The organism is Permianibacter aggregans, from assembly GCF_009756665.1.
Lineage (GTDB): Bacteria > Pseudomonadota > Gammaproteobacteria > Enterobacterales > Permianibacteraceae > Permianibacter > Permianibacter aggregans.
In genome coordinates this window covers 3703871-3723554 of the sequence record NZ_CP037953.1, presented here as the reverse complement: position 1 = coordinate 3723554, position 19684 = coordinate 3703871, and the positions used below count along the sequence as shown (strand labels likewise).

The window sequence follows — 19684 nt, the reverse complement described above, 5'->3', positions numbered from 1 at the left end:
TGCTTTTTGTGGATTTGAAATTTTTTTGATGCATCGCAGCGTTGCGAGTATTGCGGCAAACATCTTCATTCAATTGCTTGAAGCCACATCAAATGTTAACCTTTTGATAACCGCCAATCATCTCCCAAGGCCACCTCATGGCTACTCCCCCCATCAAAGGCCGCGGTGCCACCAGCAATACCCCCGGCCGTTTTGCCAAGACCATTGCGGTGCGGGAGCTGGATGACGAGCTGGCACCTGATGAAGCTCGCCCTGCTGATACCGAGTACTACGTGGATGCCACGCGTAGCATCATTGCCCGGAATGAATCGCCGGATATCCCTTTTGCCTTGAGCATTAACCCCTACCGGGGCTGTGAGCATGGCTGCATTTACTGCTTTGCCCGGCCTAGCCATGCCTACCTGGACCTTTCGCCGGGGCTGGATTTTGAGCGCAAGATTTTTGTGAAGGAGAACGCCGCTGAGCTGCTGCGCAAGGAGCTGAGCAAGCCCTCTTACCAATGTCAGTGGATTGCCATGGGCGCCAACACCGACCCGTACCAACCGGTGGAAAAGGAGCGGCGCATTACCCGGCAGATTCTGGAGGTGATGAAGGAGTTCAATCAGCCGGTGGGCATTGTCACCAAAGGCAGTTTGATTCAGCGCGATATCGACATTCTGGCGGCGATGGCTGAGAAAGGTTTGGCCGAGGCGATTATTAGCGTGACGACGCTCAGCAATGAACTGAAAACCAAGCTGGAGCCGCGTGCTTCGACCGGTGCGGCGCGCTTGGAAACTTTGAGGTGTTTGACCCAGGCAGGTATTCCGACTGGCGTGCTCTTTGCGCCGGTGATTCCGTTTGTCAACGACGCGGAAATGGAAACGATTTTAGCGGCGGCAAGTGAAGCCGGCGCGCGGCAAGCAGGCTATGTGTTTTTGCGGTTGCCGTGGGAATTGAAAGCGCTATTCAGTGATTGGCTGGAGGCGCATTACCCGCAGAAGAAAGCGCATGTGCTGAGCCTGGTGAGTCAGTCGCGTGGGGGTAAGTTGAATCAAACGGAATTTAAGCAGCGGATGAAGGGTGAAGGGCAGTACGCGGAGATGATTGCGCAGCGGTTTCGTTTGGCCTGCCAGAAGAATGGATTGAATCGTGTGCCGCGTGGGAATCATTTGCGTACGGATTTGTTTCGGGTGCCGAATAGTTCGCCGCAGTATTCGTTGTTTTGATTCAGGAACGCAGGATTAGCGAAGGTATGTAAAACCATCCCTCATCCGGCGCTTCGCGCCACCTCCCCCCTCTGAAGGGGGAAGATCGTTTTTTGAATCCACGCTTTTTGCATGCAATCTTGTTGCTATTGATCGATGCTGACTAAATCGCTGCTGTAGTGAACTTTGCCGTCTTTGTCGACGATGACGGCCGAGACGTTGGGGGTTTTATCGATGAGTTGCAGGCCCTTTTCTGGGCCCAACACAAACACGCTGGTAGATAGCGCATCGGCATCGGTGGAGTTGTCGGCGAGTATCGTGACGCTTTGGCTGTTGCGGGCCGAGTCGCCGGTTTTCGGGTTGATGATGTGGTGGTAGCGCACGCCGTTTTCATCAAAATAGCGCTCGTAATCGCCGGAGGTGGAAATGGCGAGGTTTTCGAGCGGAATGGTCAGCAACGAGCGGGTTTTGTCACGCGGATGTTTGATGGCGATCATCCAAGGGCGGTCGCCGCGATTGCCTAGTGCATAGCTGTCGCCACCGGCGCTGACGTAGGCGTGTTTGATGCCGCCACGTTTCAGGATATCAATGGCGCGATCCACAGCGTGGCCTTTGGCGATGCCGCCCAAATCAATGCGCACGCCTTGGCTCTTGAACGCGACACTGCCCTGCTCGTCGTTCAACACCAGATGGCGATAGTTGATGCCGGCTAGATGTTTTTCGATTTGCTCGGAGCTTGGCCGCTGGTGTTGGCGGTAGTCGTAGAAAAAGCCGACGCTGGAGAACGTGATGTCAAAGGCGCCGCTGGTGAGCTGCGAATAATCGATGGAGCGTTTGATCAGCGCAAACAGTTCGCGTGACACGACAACCGCTTGCTCAGCGGCTTTTTGGTTGATGGCCGACAGCTCGCTATCGGGTTTGTAGGGACTCATGGAGGCATCAATACGACGCATGTCGGCTTCGACTTGCTCATGCAGGGTTGCCGACAGCGCTTTATCGGTGCTCCAGAATTCAACACGGGCACGCGTACCCATGACGTTGAATTCGCGCAATTGCCATTCGGCGCTTGCGTATTCGGAAAACAGCAGCGCCATCACGAGGATGGCGCTGTGTATTTTTGCTTTACTGATCACGACGGGAAGAAGTCCATGCGGTAACTGTCGTTCCAGGTGCTGACGTTCATCTGGCCAAACTGGATTTGCCGCACTTTCGCGAGCAGTTTGCGCTCCAGATCCGGGTCGTTCAGTTCACTGGAAACGACTTCGGCTTTGGTGACGCTACCATCTGGTTGAATTTCCAAACGGAAAATCACTTTGCCGCGTAAGCCGGGGTTGCTGCGCAGTGCCCGGTGATACAACGCAAAGATGGAACCTTTGGCATTGTCGAAGCCTTGCTGAATATTTTCGTCTGGACGACGACCGACATTGCCTTTGGCATTCGGATCATTCGGGTCACGGCTGGCGCGCAGTTGGTTTGGATCCAAACCACCGATGGCCGAGGTGACTTCTGACGTCGTGGGAGCCGAAATGCCTGAACCGGTGCCACCAGCCGAGCTGGCTTTGGCGGTGACGATACCGCCGCTGCCCGCCTTCGCTTTGTCAGCAATGAGCGCGCGCTCGGAAGGCTTTGGACCGGCGCCGGCTTTTTCATCGACCTTCAACGGTTGACCGGGTTTAGCCGCTGGCTCAACGGCAGTACGCAGATCCGCTAACGCATCAAACACGGCAATGTGTTTCTGCGCTTCTTCCTTGGCTTTCTCTTTCTTGTCTACCTTGACTTCTTTTGGCGGCTCTTTGACTTCCGGCTTTTTCTCTTCCGGTTTCGGCTCTGGTTTTTTCTCTTCTTCCTTCGGCTTTTCCGGTTCTGGTTGCTTGACCGGTGGTGGCACCGGTTTTTCTTTCTGCTCGATCACCAACTTGACCAAACGCTCGGGCACGACCGGGCGTTCACGCGGCTGCTCAGGTAAGTCGATAATGGAAACCAGAAAGCTCAGCAATAAAAACAGACCGAGAATACCGAGAACCAAATTGCGAAAACGATTGGCCTCTTCCGGGATAATGTCCCAGGGCAGCTGCGGCATGATGCGATAGGTGGCGTTCATGAGACTGGCTTTTCCTTCTTCATGACCGCTAACGAGATATCGGTGTAATTCGCTTCGCTCAGGGTGTACATAATCTTGCGCAGCAAACGATACGGAATCGTTTTGTCACCCATGACAATGGCGGGATTACGTTCCTCGGCGGCGACCGTCAACCGGTTGCTCGATTGCAGCTTCAGTTCCTGCAACAGCGCGGGCAACACGTCGTCCTCGAGCTTTTCTGCTGCATCGGCCGACATGATGCGACGCCCCTGCACGATGATGTCATCTTTGCTGACCATGACAATCAGCGCGTCTTTCGGCAATTGCTGCGCCAGCGATTGCGGCAATTCGACGCTCTGGTTCGATGGCAGCTGTTGTTCGGTGCCGGAGTTAACCAGCAGGAAGAACACCAGAATCGTGAAGATATCCATCATCGATGTCAGCGACAGCGCAACGACGCCACGGCGCTTGTGATGCCGCCCCATGCGGGCAGCACGACGAGATTGGTTCATGGCGTGGCCTCCGCTGCGTTGCGCGGATCCGGCACCGCATTACCGAGGCTGACCTGCGGAAACAATTCCGCCTGCACCCACTCATCATCCTGCTTCTGCTCCACCAGACGCACGGCGTCCATCGCCTGCACAATGTCGTCGTACTCGGTGGTTTCTTCAGCCAGGATCGTCGCGCTCAAAATCTCCGGGAATTTGGCTTTGACGTCCTGCAGGTATTCATTCAGTTTGTCGTAATCGTGTTTGCCGTCGACCTGCGGCAGCACCGTCAACAAACCGGTATTGCGATCGCCCACTTCAAGCTGGTCTTTGCGAATGGTCACTTCCAGCTCGATTGGCGGCGGCGTGACGTCTTCTGGAGATTCACCACCACCCGGCAGATTCAACTCCAGCATCGTCACTTGCGAGAAAACGGCTGTGATGAGCAGGAACGGTACCAACACCACCATCAAATTCATGAAGGCGGTGATGTTCAGTTCACCATCACTGACCGCTTTCCGGCGTATGCGTTTGCGAAACATGACGCTACCCCATTAAGCGCGCGGCGCGGTACCTGCGGGTTGACGGGCGGCCTGAGCCGTTTGCGCGACTTCGCGCTCCATCTGCACTTTGCGGATCATGTTGGTGAATTTAACGGCGGCCATTTCCAGACTGTCGACGATCTCGGTGGTGCGTGATTGCAGATACGAGAACAGAATAAGCAATGGAATCGCGGCAATCAGACCGAACGCGGTGGTGTTCATCGCAACCGCAATGGACTGCGACAACAGGTTGGCTTTTTCCGCCGGGTTGGCGTTGGCGACGGCGGCGAACGCGCTGATCAGACCGATAATGGTACCGAGCAGACCGAGCAACGTGGCGATGTTGGCGAACATGCCAAGGTAGCCGGTGCGCTTTTCCAAACGCGGCAGAATTTCCATCAGGCCTTCTTCCAGCGCCAGCTCGATGTCTTCAGCACGACGACCGGCGCCAACGCGAGTCAGGCCGTAAGCAACCATGCGGCCGAGCGCCGCTTGCGAACGGGTGGCAATTTCGTGGGCTTTGCGGAAATCACCGGCGTTCAAGGCGGGCTGCAGATCCTGCCAAATCTGGCGGTTGCGCACACGCTCGCGGGTCAGCACGATGAAGCGTTCGATGGCAATGGCAATCCCAAGCGCCAAGACGAACGCGATCGGGTACATATAAAAGCCGCCGTTCTGGAAGAACTCAATGGCTGTCGTGAACATGTGTTTTACTCCTGCAGGTCTTCGTGCAACTTAAAAAAGAAACGGGTTATTTTTTACTTTCACTGTCAGTTTTCTGCAGTGAGGTTTGAAGCTGATCGTTGATGCGGATACTGCGCTCGAACTCGACCGGATCGACCGGTGCAAATACTTCATCGAGCAGACTACTGACATAAGCCTCTTGCGGTACGGCATCAACGGTTTTCCACGGCACGATGTACAGCACGTTCGGTGCGTCCTGGGTGCCAGTAACGCTCATGCTCAACGGCTCTTGCGATGGCCGTTTTGCCGAGGCGACTTTCGCTGCGTTATCGGCGATATCTTTTTCCACTTCAGCGGTTTTCGGTTCGGCCGCGAACGCGCCGACAGAAACCATCAGTAACAGTGTGCTCAGAAATTTCATGGACTTGCCTCCGCCGGTTGCGAAGCCTGGACACGGCGACGTAATTCAATCAGCCAGTTTTCCACGTCCTTGTCTTCCGGCGTCAGCTGGGCGTACTGCTCCATGTGGCGCAGTGCCAGTGCCGGTTCATCAAGATAGACATCGGCCAGCACCGACAGATTGCGATGGGCCGGCGCATAGTTCGGTGCCGAGCTAATCGCTAAAAGATAGCTGGCTTTTGCCTGTTGCAACTCGCCTTGTTCGCGCAGCAGCAAGCCTTTCAGTGACAGCGCACGGGCATCGCCAGCGCGCACAGCTAGCCCGGACTCAACCATTTCCAGCGCGGCTTTCGGTTTGTTTTGCTGACGCAGAATCAACGCGGTGTTCAGGTACGCCGGCAGATAGCGAGATGACTGTGCCCGCACCGCAGCGAATTTGGCCAATGCCGTGTCGTGCTGGCCTTTTTTCATCGCCGCGACGGCCTCGTCAAAACTGGCCTGGGTTTCCACTGACAAGGCCGGATCATTGGCTTGATAAGGCAACGGTGCAGCGGGTGTCGCCGACGGGCCGGTCACCGCGCCGGTCGAATCCGGTGCAGGCGTTTCAGCGCTTGGCACAGGCGCCGACTTTTGCGGCTCGGACTGAACGGGTTCCGGGGTCGGCATGGTCTGACAACCAGCCAACAGCAGAGCCAGCAGCAGCGCTTTATTCGTAGACGGTTTCAACATATTCGGTCTTGCCGTAACGGGCAGGTTGCAGTTCACGCAGCGAGGTTACACTCTTTTCAATCCACTCGGTGTAGACACCGTCGCGGATATAACTCAAGTTCACCGAGAAAAACTCAATCGCCTTGTCTTCAAACGGGAACGCTTGTTCCTCCAGCAGCACGTTGTACTCATCGAGCGCGTCCTGATCGAGACCTTTCGGGCGTTCGGAGTTCATCAAATCCTTGGCCAGAATGCGATAGATCTCGCCAATGCGATGAGTGGCCGCCGTGGTGTATTCCGCCACCTGATAGCCGTTGATTTTCTCGTAAGCATCCAAGGCTTTCTGCATCGCGGCGCGTTTGGTTTTCAAGGTTTTGTTCAACGGCAGTTTCAGTTGCACCTGACGGAAGTTATCCATCAACGGCTCGCTGAAGAAAAACTCGGACTGCGCAGCCAGGTATTTCATCCGCGGCGACTTGTCACCACCTTGCTTGTTGTAGCTATCAAGAATCGCTTTGCGCCAGTCGCTGAGCTCACGCGTATCTTTTTGATCGGCGTAGTACCGGGCAATTTTGGCGCGCACTTCCTGAGCCTCTTCGAACGGCTGCGGGAAGCGCTTGACGTAATCTTTCCAGGTATTGATCGCGACGGCTTTCTGGCCACTCTTTTCCTGATACTCAGCAGCACGCTGCAACGTGGCGCGGGCAAACTCCGGATCGGTGCTGGTTTGGGAAATGGCTGCATATTCCTGCGCGGCCTGGCCCCACTGCTGTGACTGCTCGTAGGCGAACGCCAGCTTCTCGCTGATGCCTTTGACCAGCTCATGCTTTGGATACATCTGGCGGAAGCGTTCGAACACCGTGATCGCCGCGGGAAAATCGGCCACTTCCAGCAACAGCGCACCGGCATCGTATTCGGCGTTGGCGCGCACCGAGGCATTCGGCTCGACCTGACCTAAGCGCAAGAATTGGTCAATCGCGCCTTGCTTGTCACCGGCAACAACCGCCATTTCCGCTTGCTTGTAAATCGATGAAGCGCGACGCTCGTGATATTGCTGCTCGGTTTTGTTGTCCCAACCGGTTAGCGCCAGCAACTCACCGTAAGCGGTTTCGGCGGCTTGCCAGTTTTGCAAATCGAATTCGCCGTTGGCGATGACCACTTTCGCCTCGCGTTGCTGCGCGTTGGTCGCTTGTGGCATTTGCACCAAACGGCGTGAGGTAGCAACCGCGCCGGCGATATCCTGCTGCGCGAGCTGCCATTGCTGCACTTGTTGCAACACGTTCGCGGCTTTCGGATCGGCGGTGAACGCATCGACATAACGGACACCGGCACGAATACTTTCGCGCTGCCAACGGTTCAAGGCTTCGGCGTTGGTTTCGCCGCCTTTGACGGCTTTGCCGGCTTCGTCTTTACCGGAAGCCAGATTCATCAAACGGCCATAGCTGCCAAGCGCCGCGTAACCGGCTTGTTCCGATTTGGCGTGCGGCGGATAGTCGTAAGCCACTTTCTCGTATTCGATGGCTGCTTCATCAATCGCCTTGGCATCAAGCAAGGTGTCGGCCAGCAGATAATGCAGCTCTGGCGCTTCCGGTTCGCTCGGGAAGGTATCGAGGTATTCGCGATACCATTTCGCCGCCACCCGATATTCTTCCGGCACTTTCGATTTCTGCGCCTTGGCGTGGTAGTGCGTGGCGACGTCGCGAATATGGCCTTTCAACTGCGGCAATAATTGCTCACGGGTATTGCCGCGAGCGCGTGCCCAGAACTCGCTGCGACGACCATAACGCTCGGCAAAATCTTCTTTCGCCGGCAACACTTTGGTCGGGAAACCGCCGCGTTGATAGGTTTCGATAATCGCCGTGGAGAACGACGGCGCTTCGCTGTCGAGCGGGTGCACGGTGATGAAGGTGTTGTAGGTGTCGGCGGCGTCGGCAAAACGTTCCTGGTCGAGATACAAATTCGCCAATGCCCGATAGACATCGGCTTCATACGGCCGCTCGCCTTTGCTGGCGAAAAACGCGCGAATCGATACCGCGCCTTCGAGATTGGCAAACGACAAGGCCATGACACGCAGCGTATCGTCGCGTAAATCACGCACCTGAATATCGCGTTCGTCACGACGACGCAAACGCTCCAGCAAAGGCTGGAAATCATCCAAGGCATATTCGTAATCGCCGCGCTTGTAACGAGCCCAGCCGCGCTTGTAACGGGCCTGATCGTTGAATGCTGATTCGCCGGCTTGCAACACGGCCGTATAGGCATTTTCGGCTTCCTGCCACTGACGGGCCACGAATGCCGCTTCACCACGACGGAATTGCGCTTCAGCTGAATGCAAATCAGCTGGATATTCCAGCGCCAACGATGCCAATGCCTGCAATGAGGCATCGCGTTCGGCGGTCAAATCGTAAGCTTTCGCCAACTGATAAAACACACCGGCTTTGTCGCCGTAATCCGGAAATTCCTGCAGCAGTTGTTTGTATAAATCAATCGCTTGCTGATAGCTGGCATTGGCCTGAACCGGCGTCAACTTGCTCAAGTCGCCATCGGCTTCAGCGAGCATCTTGGTTTCGGCCAGACGCATCATCAAATCGGCCATACGGCGCATGGCTTCGGCGCGGGTTTTACCCGTGGCGTTTCGTTGCAGTACGCGCTGGTAGCCTTCCATCGCCTGCTCTACCGTTACTTCTGGCAACGGTGCTTTCGGCGGAATATCGGTGCGGTCGGCCATGTTGGCCAAGGTCGGCTCACGATCGCCTTCATCGGACATCGTGATGCAACCAGAAAGTACCAGCGACAGCACACTGACGCGCAGAACAGGATGCACAAGTACGCGCTTCATGGCTGTGCTCCAATACTGGCGCGATCCTGCAGACGGGCAAGAGCCAACTCTGCTTGCTGCCGGTAGTCACTGAGCTGAGCACGCCAACGGCGCACTTCATCAAGGGCAATTTGATTCAGACGCTGGCCTTCTTCATCCAGCAAACGGTCGGCGCGCACAATCAAATTCTGGGCGCCATTCAGTTGCCGCTCGATGCGCTGATCGAAATTGGCGAAACGGGAGCCGGCGACATCTTTGGCGACAATCAGTTTCGCGCGCTGAGTATCGAGTTCACGCACATGCTGCTCGGCCTGAGTCATCAACACTTCCTGACGCCACTGACGGCCGGCACTGTCATGCCAGACATCGAACTGCAATACGCCTTGCATCAAGCGCAGCTTGTCCATTTCGCGTGGCATCGGGCCGCGGGCTTTTTCGATGCGGTCGATACGCGCCTTGGCGCGCTCAATGCGCTGGGCCAAGCGACGCTCTTTGTCGTTGGCCAGCAACAACCAGTTTTCCGGTTGTTGCGATTGTTCAAAGGTTTCGCGGGCCCGCTGCAGGCGCTGCTGATAGGCGGTCATATCGACGGTGCTCAGCTTCGTTTCCACTTGCGGTTCGCGCTCGGCATAGCGAGCACGATGATTGGCCAGCATGTCCTGATAAATCGGCAGTTGGAATTGCCAACCGGCAAGGATTTCGCGCAACTCGAGCAAATCGCGATAGCGTTTCAAGGATTCGTTGAACACATGCTGCGCCAGTACCCGTTTCAGCAACGCCGCATTGGCGCGGGCATGCTGCTGCAGCACATCCGGGATCTCTTGCTCTTCCAGCGATGGCAGCAGCAGCAACAATTCGCCCTGCTCAATTGCCCGCTCGGCTTCATCCAGTTGCTGCAATTCAAATTCGTAGCGCTGCATCGCGTTGCGATAAGCGTTGATCGCATCCGGGTACGCTTCCAGCGATTGATACGCGAACGGTACCGCCAGCTGCGCTTCCAGTACCGGCAAATCGGCCGGCTGCCGCTCACGCAGATTCAGCCATGGCGTCAAGGCTTTTTCGTGCAAACCGGTTTGCGAATACGCCCAACCAAGGCCGAGCATCGCGGTGTTGACGTAACTGCTGTTCAAGCGCACGTTCAACAACTGGTTGCGCGCCAGTTCCGGCCGTTTTTGCCGGATCATTTCATAGCCAAGCGCCAGATGCGTGCGATCACGAAGGTTCTTTTGTTCGTCGTTTTCGGCACGCAGCGTCAACAATTGATTGAAGGTATCCTGGGCCGCTTCCGACTGCCCTTGTTGCAGCTGGGCGACGCCCAAATTGAACAACGCGTAATGGAATTGTGTGCTTTCTGGATTGACGCCGAGCAGAGCCTGTTGCGCTTCGGCGCCGTTGTTGCGCTTCAGGGCGATGTTGGCGCGCATCAGCGCAATTTCATCGTTCAGTGCCGGTGTTGATAAGGTCGGCAGTTGTTGCAAGCGCTGCAAACTGCCGTCCAGATCGCCGCCGCGAAAACGCACGCGCGCCAATTCGACCAACACCCGTTCGCGCACATCGGCCGGCAATTGTCCGGCCAGCATGCCGGTCAGCAATTTTTCCGATTCGCTGAGCATGCCGTATTCAAGTTGCAGGCTGCCAAGCAGCGCCATCGCACCGGTTTCGTGCGGGCCCAGCTGGCCGCGATCCTGGGCGACCAAAATCGCCGTCATCGCCGCAAAGGGCTCACCCCGGTAATATTCAAACAAGGCGTTGCCATACGGCAGCGTTTGCACGGTAATGGTTTTCTTCCAGGCAAACTCTTCCGCTGATGGCGTTTCATCAGCGGCCTGCGCGCTGGCGACCAAACCGGTAAAGAGTATCGCCAGCGGGAACGTTCTGGCGCGGCTTACCATTGACGGACTTCAAACCTCGCTTGCTGCTTGGAGGCATCGTCAACGACCCGGATTTCGAGAAACTTGGCGCCGGTTTCCTTGACGAATTGCAGACTGGTGGCGCGGGTGAACTCGCGATTTTCCGGACCGTAGCCGGTGAACATCACGACCATTTCATGTTCACCCGCGGTAATGTTGCCGACATGCAGACGCTGTACGCCACCGCGACGCAGCGCATCGACATCACGCTCGGTATATAAATAGTGGGTCAGCTCTTTGCCATCGATGGACAGCTTGACGGCATCCGGGCGGAAAAACTTGCCGGTATCGACCGAGACAAAAACGGCCACTTGGGTTGAGGCCGGGAACAACAAATCTTCCTCGAGAATGAATAAATCCCGGTTCAATTCCAGGACTTCTTTTTTCAGCGCTTCCAGATCATCGGTCGCCGTTACATTGGCATCCTGGGCAGCCAAAGGCAGAGCCAACAACAGGCAAAGGGCCAGACCAAACTTTTTCAACACGCGAAATCTCCCACCACCGGGCGTGGCTTGAACCGCTGCCATTATGCCGCCTCCTTCTCGCCGGTCGCCGGAATTGGTGCACAAATTCTCGGTGACATTTCAGTGAATACTGCGATTTTGGACAGGCTGCTAACATGGTATGAATCTGCCCGAGTGTCAAACCCCAAATCACTGATTTGTAAACCAATTTGTCTTGCTGCTCAGGCATTGAACAACTTACCTGCCGATATCAGGCGTTGACTGCGCCATTCAGGTGCAATCACTACTGGCTCTTTTTGTACATTGTTCCAAAAAATTTAGGCGTTTCCGCGATCACTGGTAAAGGCGCTAACGTACAGAACAAAGAAATTCACCAATTTTGCCCCTGCCACGCTTGGGATTTGTTGCATCGCTAACTACTATTGCCTTATGGGACCGGCGTGCGGACCTCGTTGTCAAAGCCCTCAACTGCACGTAAAGTAGCGCCGCGCTTGCAAACAAATAACTGACAACCGTGCACACCGGTAACCAAGCGCCTGACATGGATGGCTAACGTTGGAGACCCCTTTTCCCTCATGGAAGCTTTGCGACTCACTTTCCCGGCTCAGCAACAGGGCCAGCATTTAATGGTTGAAACCCGTCCGGAGGCGCTGAAGCGCTGGCTGGAAGGACTGCCATACGGCGACATGAAGCGTACAGTTCCGCAAGTATCGCAAGCAATCGCCAGTCTTAATAGAACAGAAGTCTCAGTTAATCAGCGCGCCGAACTGGTCGCGCTGTTCGACCATACCTACGAACTGATCAGTGATTATTACCGGCCGAAAATTGTGCTGCGCCCCCGCGGTCAGCAATTCGCCGGCCGCGCCGAAACCGACGAGCTCAGCACACTGACCCGCGAGATGTCGTTCGCGCACAAGATGCTGGTCATCGGCCTGATTGAAAAGCGCAGTTTCTGGAGCAAGGAAAAGCCGCTGACCCGAGCCATCAACCTGGCCATTCATTACCTGAGCGTCATTCTGCTCGAGCACTACGAAACTTATTCTCCTGTGCCGATTTATGTCTGGCGTGAATTGAATGCGCTGTTCTCCTACGCCAGTGAACAAAAGCTGGAGCAGGTCGAAGCGCTGCCGGAGCACTACAAGCACTGCATGGCGACCATTCAGGACAACTATGTCCGCGCCTGCCTGATTTCGCTGGCCAATCCTTACCAGATGGACCGCGGCGAACACTGGGAAATGAACAAATACCTGGCGCACTGGACGCCGCTGGCCAAAATCAGCGCCGACCCGGACGATTTCACCAAGCGCAACTGCTTTGTTGTCGATTTGTCCGGCGAAGCCAAGCCGCGCTATGGCGTCAACGCGCTCGAAGATCCGGAAGATCCACGCATTCGTTTGCTGATCACCCACGATCTGACACTGAAGCTGACCCAGCAAATTGAAGATCTGGAGCGCGAACATCAGCTGCCGAATCCCGGCTTTTATCCGGGTCTGAATCCGCAAGAAGCGCTGAATCTGCTGCAACGGATGTCTTCGCACTGGGATTTCCGGGTCGAGCGGCATGCCCCGCGCTACCCGGTGATCAACCAGCTCGACGTGATCTGGGGTCTACAACAAATACATCAGGTATTGACCTGGCAAGACCCACTGTCGCCGAATGCCGACCCGGACGCCCGCAATGCCAACCGCCTGACCCTGGCGAAAAAGCTGGAGCGGGATGATCCACAAGATCTGCGCTGGGATGCCGTCAACGCCTCCGATGGCGGTATTTGTCTGACCCAGCATCATGATGCCGTCGACTATCTGCGGGTCGGGCAATTGGCGGCGATGCGCGAATACGTCGATGGCCAACCGACGATGCGCTGGGTGCTCGGTGTCGTGCGCTGGCTGCGTGGCGACAAGCGCAAAGGCACGACACTCGGTATGCAATTCATCAAAGGCGATATTCAGGCCGTTACCATTCGGGCGCGCAAAGGCAACCGCATCGAAACCACCGCCCAACCGGCACTGCTGGTATCCGGCGAAGAAATGCATGGCCTTGCCAGCCCTACCGTCGTCGCTCAACGCGGTCTGTATCAGGACGGCCGGCAATTGGTGTTGACCATTGGTGTGGAAGCATTGTCGGTTCGCGCCAGAATGCGGGTTGAAGCAACACCGATGGTCGAGCGCTTCTTCTATCAGGTTTACCACCACGACGACATCGAGGCGCGTTCACCATCGACCAATAGCGACGATGATGATGGCCCGATCACCTTGGATAACGTGCCACTGCCCGGCGATCATTGAGAAAAATTCGCGCCCTTTCAGGCGCGAACTCGATTAAAACTTCAACAATTCCTTGACCGGCACTTTCATTGTTTCTTTCAGGGATTTTTCCAGCGCAATCAGTTCCTTTGCCATAGGATGTTCGATGCCAAGTTCTTTGGCGACATCCTTGGCATTGGGCATCCGCCATGGGAATTCGGCGCGCATGTCATAAAGACTGGCTAGCTCCGGATCACGAGCAAAACAGATTTCTTCCTCTCGAACCCGGCCAAGCCAACCACGTTCCTCCAATGCCGTAAACACCACCTCGGCGTTTTCACTTTCGGCCCGACTCAGCAAGTCCTCTTCCTTGACCAATCGACCACGTGATTGAGCCGCCAACACATCGCCGATCAACCTGACCGCCACAATAAACGGATCGGTAATGCGACCGGTGCTCAGCTTGAACGATCCAATCGCATGACAAAGTTCGGCACCAAATAGAATGATGGCCCAACTCAGGTACACCCAAATCACCAGTATCGGCAAAACCGCCATGGCGCCGAAAATCACTTCATAGGTCGGCACCGAACTGATGTAGTAACCAAAAGCGCGTTTGCTGAGCTCAAACAACAAAGCGGCGACCGTCGCCGAAATCAGCGCATGCCAGTAAACAATGTTGCGATTCGGCACCCACATGTAGAGCAACCAGAAGCCAACAATCGTTAACGCGGGTGGCACCAGACGCAACAGCCCACCGCCGGCAAATGTGGCGGCGTCACTGAAATACGGCAGGGAAAACAAATAGGAACTGACTGCCAGACCAGAACCAATCAGGATTGGGCCCGCTGTCAGCAAGGCCCAGTAAACCAGCCATTTACGACCCAAGCGCCTGCTCGGCAAAGAACCCCAAATTTCGTTCAACGCTTTGTCGATCGTGTTCATCAACAGCAGCGCCGTCACAAACAGGAACACAAAACCCGCGAATTGCAATTGCCCTGCACGGTCGACAAACTCTTCGAGATGCTTTTGTAACGTCGTGCCGCTCGTTGGCAGAAAGTGGGTGAACAAAAAATCACCGAGCGCTTTTTGTGCACTCTGCATACCTGGCAATAAATTGAACATGCCCGCAATGACGGTAAATAGCGGCACCAAGGCCAGCAAACTGGTGATGGTCAGATTGGCGGCAACAGCCTGGCAGCGATCTTGGCCGAAACGACGAAACACGAAACGAATCATGCCAACAAACCAGTCACGTCGCAGCTGCCAACTCACTTCGCTCACCATGCGGTACAATAAAACTCATCAAAGCCGGAGTGTAGCAGATGACCTGGACCATTTATCATCATTCCCGTTGCAGCAAATCGCGAGAAACCCTGGCATTGCTGGAGCAACTTGGCATTAAGGCCGACATTGTCGAGTATCAAAAAAACCCGCCATCGATCGCGACACTGAAAACCTTGCGTCAACAACTCGGCGTTGAGGTGCGTGATATGTTCCGGCAAAAAGAAGCGCTGTTCAGCGAGCTTGGCTTACGCAAGCCGACGCTGACTGATGATCAATTGTTTGCCGCCCTGCACCAGCATCCAGCACTGCTGGAACGCCCGATTGTCAGCAATGGCCAGCGCGCCGTTTTTGGTCGGCCACCGGAAAACGTTCGGACCTTGTTATGAACATTCTTGTCCTTTATTACTCGGTGCACGGACACACCGCTGACATGGCGCGCTATATCGCTCGTGGTATCGAAGAAGTCGACGGCGTTGAAGCCCTGCTGCGCACGGTGCCACCGTTCGGCAGAAATGCCGACGAGGAAAACGGCGTGTTGGTCAGCAAAGAAGAATTGCGGCAATGCAGTGGCCTTGCGCTCGGCAGCCCTACCCGTTTCGGACAAATGAGCGCCGCCTTGAAAGCGTTTTTGGAAACCACCAGCGACATCTGGCTCTCCGGTGCGTTGGCTGGCAAACCTGCCGCCGTGTTTACCTCAACCGGTAGTTTGCATGGCGGCCAGGAATCGACACTGCTATCGATGAGCCTGCCGTTGTTGCATCACGGCATGTTGCTGACCGGAATCCCGTATACCGAAAGCGATCTGATGCGCACCGAATCCGGTGGCACGCCCTATGGAGCCAGCCATACTGCCGGCGCCAAAAATGATCGAGAATTGACGGAAGAAGAAAAACGCCTGTGTCGGGCACTGGGCAAACGGCTGGCAACTTACGCGGTGCGTCTGGCATCGGAATAAACGTGTTGAGTTAATGAAAACCATCTCATCAATGAGGTCATCATGAGTTTTTCTGCCTGGCATCGTCTGGCCGTAGTCAGTGTGCTGTTTTTGCTGGCATTGCTGGTGTTCTGGAACTGGCGCGTACCGACGCCAACACCGCTAATCAGTACGCTGATCGCAGTCGTGCCGTTATTGATCATCCTGTGGCCGCTGTTGCGCGGTTTTCGGGTCGCGTTTGTCTATACGGCGCTGATAATGCTTCTATACTTCAGCCACGCCATCGTTACACTGACGGCCAGTGCCGCCGAGTGGTTGTGGGCCGGTATGGAGCTGGTGCTCAGTATCGTGATTTTCGTGGCATGTCTTTATGCCGCGCGCATCATCAACCAGGCAGTGCAACGACAAACTCCGGAGTGATCGGCGCATGCCGCGTCAACACCACCGCCAGGCGTAAAGATGTGCTTGCTGAACCTGGAGTCCGGTGGTGTTGAAATTGATCGCGGATGCTGGAAAAACTTGCTGGCTGTCGCTGCTGCTATTTTTCGCCGTGCAACTTGGCGCTGCCGCCGAAGCGCCGCCAGCACCTTCACCACTGCAGTTGGTCACGCTGGAAAGTCCATTTGAAGATGGCTGCCAAAGCCTCCAGTACAAACTGATTCACCAAGCGCTAAAACGCCTGAATCTTCCCTATCAATGTGAAGCCATGCCATGGGCCCGAGCGCAACGCTTGGTTCGACTGGGCGAGCGCGATGGCTTTATTACCATACGAACATTGGAACGCAACGAATACACGGCGTCGACTAGTGTGCCGGTCATGGAGTTGAACAATTCGATCTTCACGTATCGACAACATCCCAAACTGCCGTTCCTGCAAAAAATCACCTCACTGCCGGAGTTAAAAGGATTAACTGTCGCCACTTATCTCGGTGATGGCTGGACCACCTCACGTTTGGTGCCGCTTGGCATTGATATCGAATGGAGCAGTGATATGCAGTCAGTGCTGCGCATGCTGGCGGCACAGCGTGTCGATGTGGTCATTCAAAGTGATATTGATACGCTGAAACAGATTCACTTGCTGGATCTCGGTGACAAACTGATCAAGCTTGATAACGTACTCGACAAAACCCCTTACTACCTGATGCTGGGTCGTCACTCGACGTATCTCGACACGTTGCCAGCGATCAGCGCCACGCTGGCAACGATGCGCGAAGATGGCACGTACAAAGCGATTTACCGACAGTTCGAACAGGCAGCTAGTACAATGCCGCCGCCTGCCGAATAATTTTTAATCGCGTAACAACGCTGCTGCGCGCAATGCATGATCAGCCAATACCAGCGCAGCCATGGCCTCAACAATCGGCACCGCACGGGGCAGCACGCAAGGATCGTGTCGACCGCGACCGCGAAACTCAATGGCGTTGCCATCGACATCAATCGTACGTTGCAACTTGGCAATCGTCGCAGTTGGTTTGAACGCGACCCGGAACACCACCGGCATACCCGATGAAATGCCGCCGAGCACACCACCGTGATCGTTGCCTTCGGTCTGCACCTTTCCGTCTTTGATCAAGAACGGATCGTTGTGTTCAGATCCGCGTTTCTCCGTGCCGGCAAAACCGGAACCAATTTCAAAACCTTTGCTGGCATTGATCGCCAGCATCGCTTTTGCCAAGTCCGCTTCCAGCCGATCAAAAATCGGCTCGCCCCAACCCACTGGCACACCGTTGGCAATACACTCGACCACACCACCGAGTGAATCGCCATCCTTGCGCGTCTGCTCAATCAGCGACTGCATTTGCTCAGCTAATTGGGCATCAGGGCAGCGCACCGGATTGCTTTCGATCATCGAAATATCGACTTGCTCGGCCGGAGTCGTCATCTGCAAGGCGCCAACGGATTTGACCCAGGCATGAATCGCGACACCGAATCGTTCTTTCAGCAGTTTCTTGGCAATGGCACCGGCAGCAACTGAGGCCGCTGTCGTGCGCGCCGAACTGCGACCACCACCAGCGACATCGCGTAAACCGTATTTTTGCTGGTAGGTGTAATCGGCATGACCGGGGCGATACAGCGCCGACATTTCATCGTAATCATGCGAGCGTTGATCAGTATTGCGGATCAGCAACGCAATCGGCGTACCGGTGGTTACGCCATTTAACAAACCTGACAAGACTTCGACGCTATCCGGCTCTTTGCGCTGGGTCGAGATTTTGCTTTGTCCGGGCCTGCGTCTGTCCAACTCCTGTTGAATATCGTCAATGCACAGTTTCAATCCCGGAGGGCAACCTTCCACAATGCAACCGACGCCGGGACCATGCGACTCGCCAAAGGTACTGATGCGAAACAGCGTGCCAAAACTATCGCCAGCCATCGCTTATACCTCCTGCCAAACCGCGCCGGCATGACGCAGCACTTGCCAGAATTGCGGGAAAGATTTACCGACCACTTCCGCATCTTCAATGACGACATCAGGAATCTGCAAACCGGCCACGGCAAAACTCATCGCCTGGCGATGATCATCGTGGGTGGCAATACGGGCGCCTTTCGGTTGACCACCGGTAACGATCAACGCGTCGTCGGTTGCCTGTGCATCGATACCCATTTTGCGTAACTCAGTCGCCGTGTCATGCAGGCGGTTGGATTCCTTGTGAATCAAATGGGCGATATTGGTGAAGCGCGAAGTGCCTTCGGCAAACGCCGCCAAAATCGCAGCCGTTTGCACGACATCCGGCATGTTGCCCATATCCATTTCCACCGCACGCAATTTGCCGGTGCTCATAACACGCAAACCATTCGGCAGGCGTTTGACCAGACAGCCCATTTGATCGAGCAGCATCGGAAACTGCGCTTCCCCCTGCACCGATTCCAGGTTGTAACCTTCAATGGTGACATCACCTGCAGTGACCGCTGCCGCCGCAAGAAAATACGAAGCCGAACACGGGTCGGCTTCCAGCTCGAAGGTTTGCGCCTGATAGCGCTGACCGGCGCTGATAAAAAAGGCGTTGTCGTATTCATCGACCTGAACACCGGCTTTGGCCATCAACGTGATGGTCATGTCGACAAATGGACGCGACACCAATTCAGAAGAAAGCCGTATCGTCGTGTCCTGTTGCGCATACGGGCTCGCCAATAACAACGCTGACAGAAACTGACTGCTGACATGACCCGGCAGTGCGCATTCACCACCGCGCAATGGACCGGTAATGGTCAGTGGCAATGCATCGTTCTGGCCTTCGACCCTGGCACCCAGCGCGCGCAGCGCCGCGCATAAATCGGCCATCGGCCGCTGCCGCATCCGTGCCGAACCATCAATGATGATCGGCTTGCTGCCGAGCGCAGCCACCGCGGAAACAAAGCGGGCAAAGGTGCCGCTGGCATTGACGTTGATCTCGGTGCCCTGCAGCTTGGCGCCCCGCTCGACACCACTGACCCGCACCTCATCATCTTCTTTGAATACTTCGGCGCCGAGCGCGGTAATGCCCTGCAGCACCCGGCCGATATCGTCGTTGTCGGGAACCGGACCGACACGACTCTGGCCCTGGGCCAGCGCCGCGATGATCAGTGCCCGGTTGGCTTGGTATTTGGAGCCCGGCACACGGATATGGGCTTTGAATGGCCCGTTTGGTACCAGCTTGATCGCTGACATGATAGGAAAATCAAACACTTGAACTCGGTACCGGCATGTTAACGTCATTCCAGCGCGGCTGTCATGAGTGGAGAGCATATCCTCGGCGCCACCTGTATATACATGTTATTTTTATTTATTTTTCATTTACTTAATTTGCCTTGTATATTTTTTATTGACAAGCCTCACCTGCATCGGCTGTAATGCCGCCATCTTCTTCAGTCGGGCTTCATTCGTGAACGTTTTCAAACGCCATCACCACCATCATCACACCTCTGTCAGGCGACAGCGGCGGTAGGCGTTTGCACGAATAAC

19 protein-coding genes are annotated in these 19684 nt (G+C 55.5%); 6 read left to right on the top strand and 13 right to left on the bottom strand.

All coding sequences use genetic code 11. The annotated features are described in order from the left end of the window. Positions 1–137 precede the first annotated feature (137 nt). Positions 138–1205: a PA0069 family radical SAM protein gene (locus tag E2H98_RS16805; protein ID WP_133592416.1), complete on the top strand. Its 1068-nt coding sequence runs from the start codon at positions 138–140 to the stop codon at positions 1203–1205. 125 nt (positions 1206–1330) lie between these two features. Here E2H98_RS16805 and E2H98_RS16800 read toward each other — a convergent pair whose 3' ends face one another. The 10 genes from E2H98_RS16800 to E2H98_RS16755 are packed head-to-tail and all read right to left on the bottom strand — an operon-like array spanning position 1331 to position 11340. Continuing rightward, positions 1331–2317, bottom strand: a complete 987-nt coding sequence (locus tag E2H98_RS16800) for an FAD:protein FMN transferase (RefSeq protein WP_198325160.1) — start codon at positions 2315–2317, stop codon at positions 1331–1333. Next, positions 2314–3285 carry an AgmX/PglI C-terminal domain-containing protein gene (locus E2H98_RS16795; RefSeq protein WP_133592414.1) on the bottom strand — a complete coding sequence of 324 codons (972 nt, stop codon included), beginning with the start codon at positions 3283–3285 and terminating at the stop codon, positions 2314–2316. The genes E2H98_RS16800 and E2H98_RS16795 overlap by 4 nt, the downstream gene beginning before the upstream one ends. Continuing rightward, positions 3282–3776, bottom strand: coding sequence for an ExbD/TolR family protein (locus tag E2H98_RS16790; RefSeq protein WP_133592412.1), 495 nt, complete (start codon positions 3774–3776; stop codon positions 3282–3284). Before E2H98_RS16790 ends, E2H98_RS16795 begins: the two co-directional genes overlap by 4 nt. Next, positions 3773–4294 carry an ExbD/TolR family protein gene (locus E2H98_RS16785; protein ID WP_133592410.1) on the bottom strand — a complete coding sequence of 174 codons (522 nt, stop codon included), beginning with the start codon at positions 4292–4294 and terminating at the stop codon, positions 3773–3775. The genes E2H98_RS16790 and E2H98_RS16785 overlap by 4 nt, the downstream gene beginning before the upstream one ends. A gap of 12 nt (positions 4295–4306) precedes the next feature. Next, positions 4307–4999 (bottom strand): MotA/TolQ/ExbB proton channel family protein, encoded by a 693-nt coding sequence (locus tag E2H98_RS16780; RefSeq protein WP_133592408.1) that lies wholly within the window; start codon positions 4997–4999, stop codon positions 4307–4309. A gap of 46 nt (positions 5000–5045) precedes the next feature. Continuing rightward, positions 5046–5399, bottom strand: a complete 354-nt coding sequence (locus E2H98_RS16775; protein ID WP_133592406.1) for a hypothetical protein — start codon at positions 5397–5399, stop codon at positions 5046–5048. Further along, a complete protein-coding gene (locus tag E2H98_RS16770) occupies positions 5396–6106 on the bottom strand; it encodes a tetratricopeptide repeat protein (RefSeq protein ID WP_133592404.1) in 711 nt (236 codons plus the stop codon). The genes E2H98_RS16775 and E2H98_RS16770 overlap by 4 nt, the downstream gene beginning before the upstream one ends. Continuing rightward, positions 6084–8924 carry a tetratricopeptide repeat protein gene (locus E2H98_RS16765; protein WP_133592402.1) on the bottom strand — a complete coding sequence of 947 codons (2841 nt, stop codon included), beginning with the start codon at positions 8922–8924 and terminating at the stop codon, positions 6084–6086. Before E2H98_RS16765 ends, E2H98_RS16770 begins: the two co-directional genes overlap by 23 nt. After that, positions 8921–10795, bottom strand: coding sequence for a tetratricopeptide repeat protein (locus tag E2H98_RS16760; protein ID WP_133592400.1), 1875 nt, complete (start codon positions 10793–10795; stop codon positions 8921–8923). The genes E2H98_RS16765 and E2H98_RS16760 overlap by 4 nt, the downstream gene beginning before the upstream one ends. Further along, positions 10789–11340 carry an AraC family transcriptional regulator gene (locus E2H98_RS16755; protein ID WP_162848202.1) on the bottom strand — a complete coding sequence of 184 codons (552 nt, stop codon included), beginning with the start codon at positions 11338–11340 and terminating at the stop codon, positions 10789–10791. Before E2H98_RS16755 ends, E2H98_RS16760 begins: the two co-directional genes overlap by 7 nt. A 512-nt stretch (positions 11341–11852) precedes the next feature. Between E2H98_RS16755 and E2H98_RS16750 the strand changes: the two genes are divergently transcribed. Continuing rightward, positions 11853–13562, top strand: a complete 1710-nt coding sequence (locus tag E2H98_RS16750; RefSeq protein WP_133592398.1) for a hypothetical protein — start codon at positions 11853–11855, stop codon at positions 13560–13562. A 33-nt stretch (positions 13563–13595) separates the two neighbouring features. Here the strand turns inward: E2H98_RS16750 and E2H98_RS16745 are convergent, their stop codons facing one another. Beyond that, positions 13596–14795, bottom strand: a complete 1200-nt coding sequence (locus E2H98_RS16745) for a YihY family inner membrane protein (protein ID WP_157591435.1) — start codon at positions 14793–14795, stop codon at positions 13596–13598. A gap of 50 nt (positions 14796–14845) precedes the next feature. On the opposite strand from E2H98_RS16745, the gene arsC reads away from it, so the two are divergent. The 4 genes from arsC (at position 14846) to E2H98_RS16725 (ending at position 17026) form a co-directional block, all read left to right on the top strand. Continuing rightward, positions 14846–15193, top strand: a complete 348-nt coding sequence (gene arsC / locus E2H98_RS16740; RefSeq protein WP_133592394.1) for an arsenate reductase (glutaredoxin) — start codon at positions 14846–14848, stop codon at positions 15191–15193. Then, positions 15190–15762, top strand: a complete 573-nt coding sequence (gene wrbA, locus E2H98_RS16735; RefSeq protein ID WP_133592392.1) for an NAD(P)H:quinone oxidoreductase — start codon at positions 15190–15192, stop codon at positions 15760–15762. The genes arsC and wrbA overlap by 4 nt, the downstream gene beginning before the upstream one ends. A gap of 42 nt (positions 15763–15804) precedes the next feature. Beyond that, positions 15805–16161 carry a DUF2069 domain-containing protein gene (locus E2H98_RS16730; RefSeq protein ID WP_133592390.1) on the top strand — a complete coding sequence of 119 codons (357 nt, stop codon included), beginning with the start codon at positions 15805–15807 and terminating at the stop codon, positions 16159–16161. A 67-nt stretch (positions 16162–16228) separates the two neighbouring features. After that, positions 16229–17026 carry a substrate-binding periplasmic protein gene (locus tag E2H98_RS16725; RefSeq protein WP_157591434.1) on the top strand — a complete coding sequence of 266 codons (798 nt, stop codon included), beginning with the start codon at positions 16229–16231 and terminating at the stop codon, positions 17024–17026. Positions 17027–17029: 3 nt separating this feature from the next. Here the strand turns inward: E2H98_RS16725 and aroC are convergent, their stop codons facing one another. Both aroC and aroA read right to left on the bottom strand, forming a co-directional pair. Continuing rightward, entirely contained in the window at positions 17030–18115 is a 1086-nt protein-coding gene (gene aroC, locus E2H98_RS16720; protein WP_133592386.1) for a chorismate synthase, read from the bottom strand. A gap of 3 nt (positions 18116–18118) precedes the next feature. After that, the gene (gene aroA, locus E2H98_RS16715) at positions 18119–19408 is read right to left on the bottom strand and encodes a 3-phosphoshikimate 1-carboxyvinyltransferase (RefSeq protein WP_157591433.1); all 1290 of its coding nucleotides are present in this window, start codon (positions 19406–19408) and stop codon (positions 18119–18121) included. Between the last annotated feature and the right edge of the window lie 276 nt (positions 19409–19684).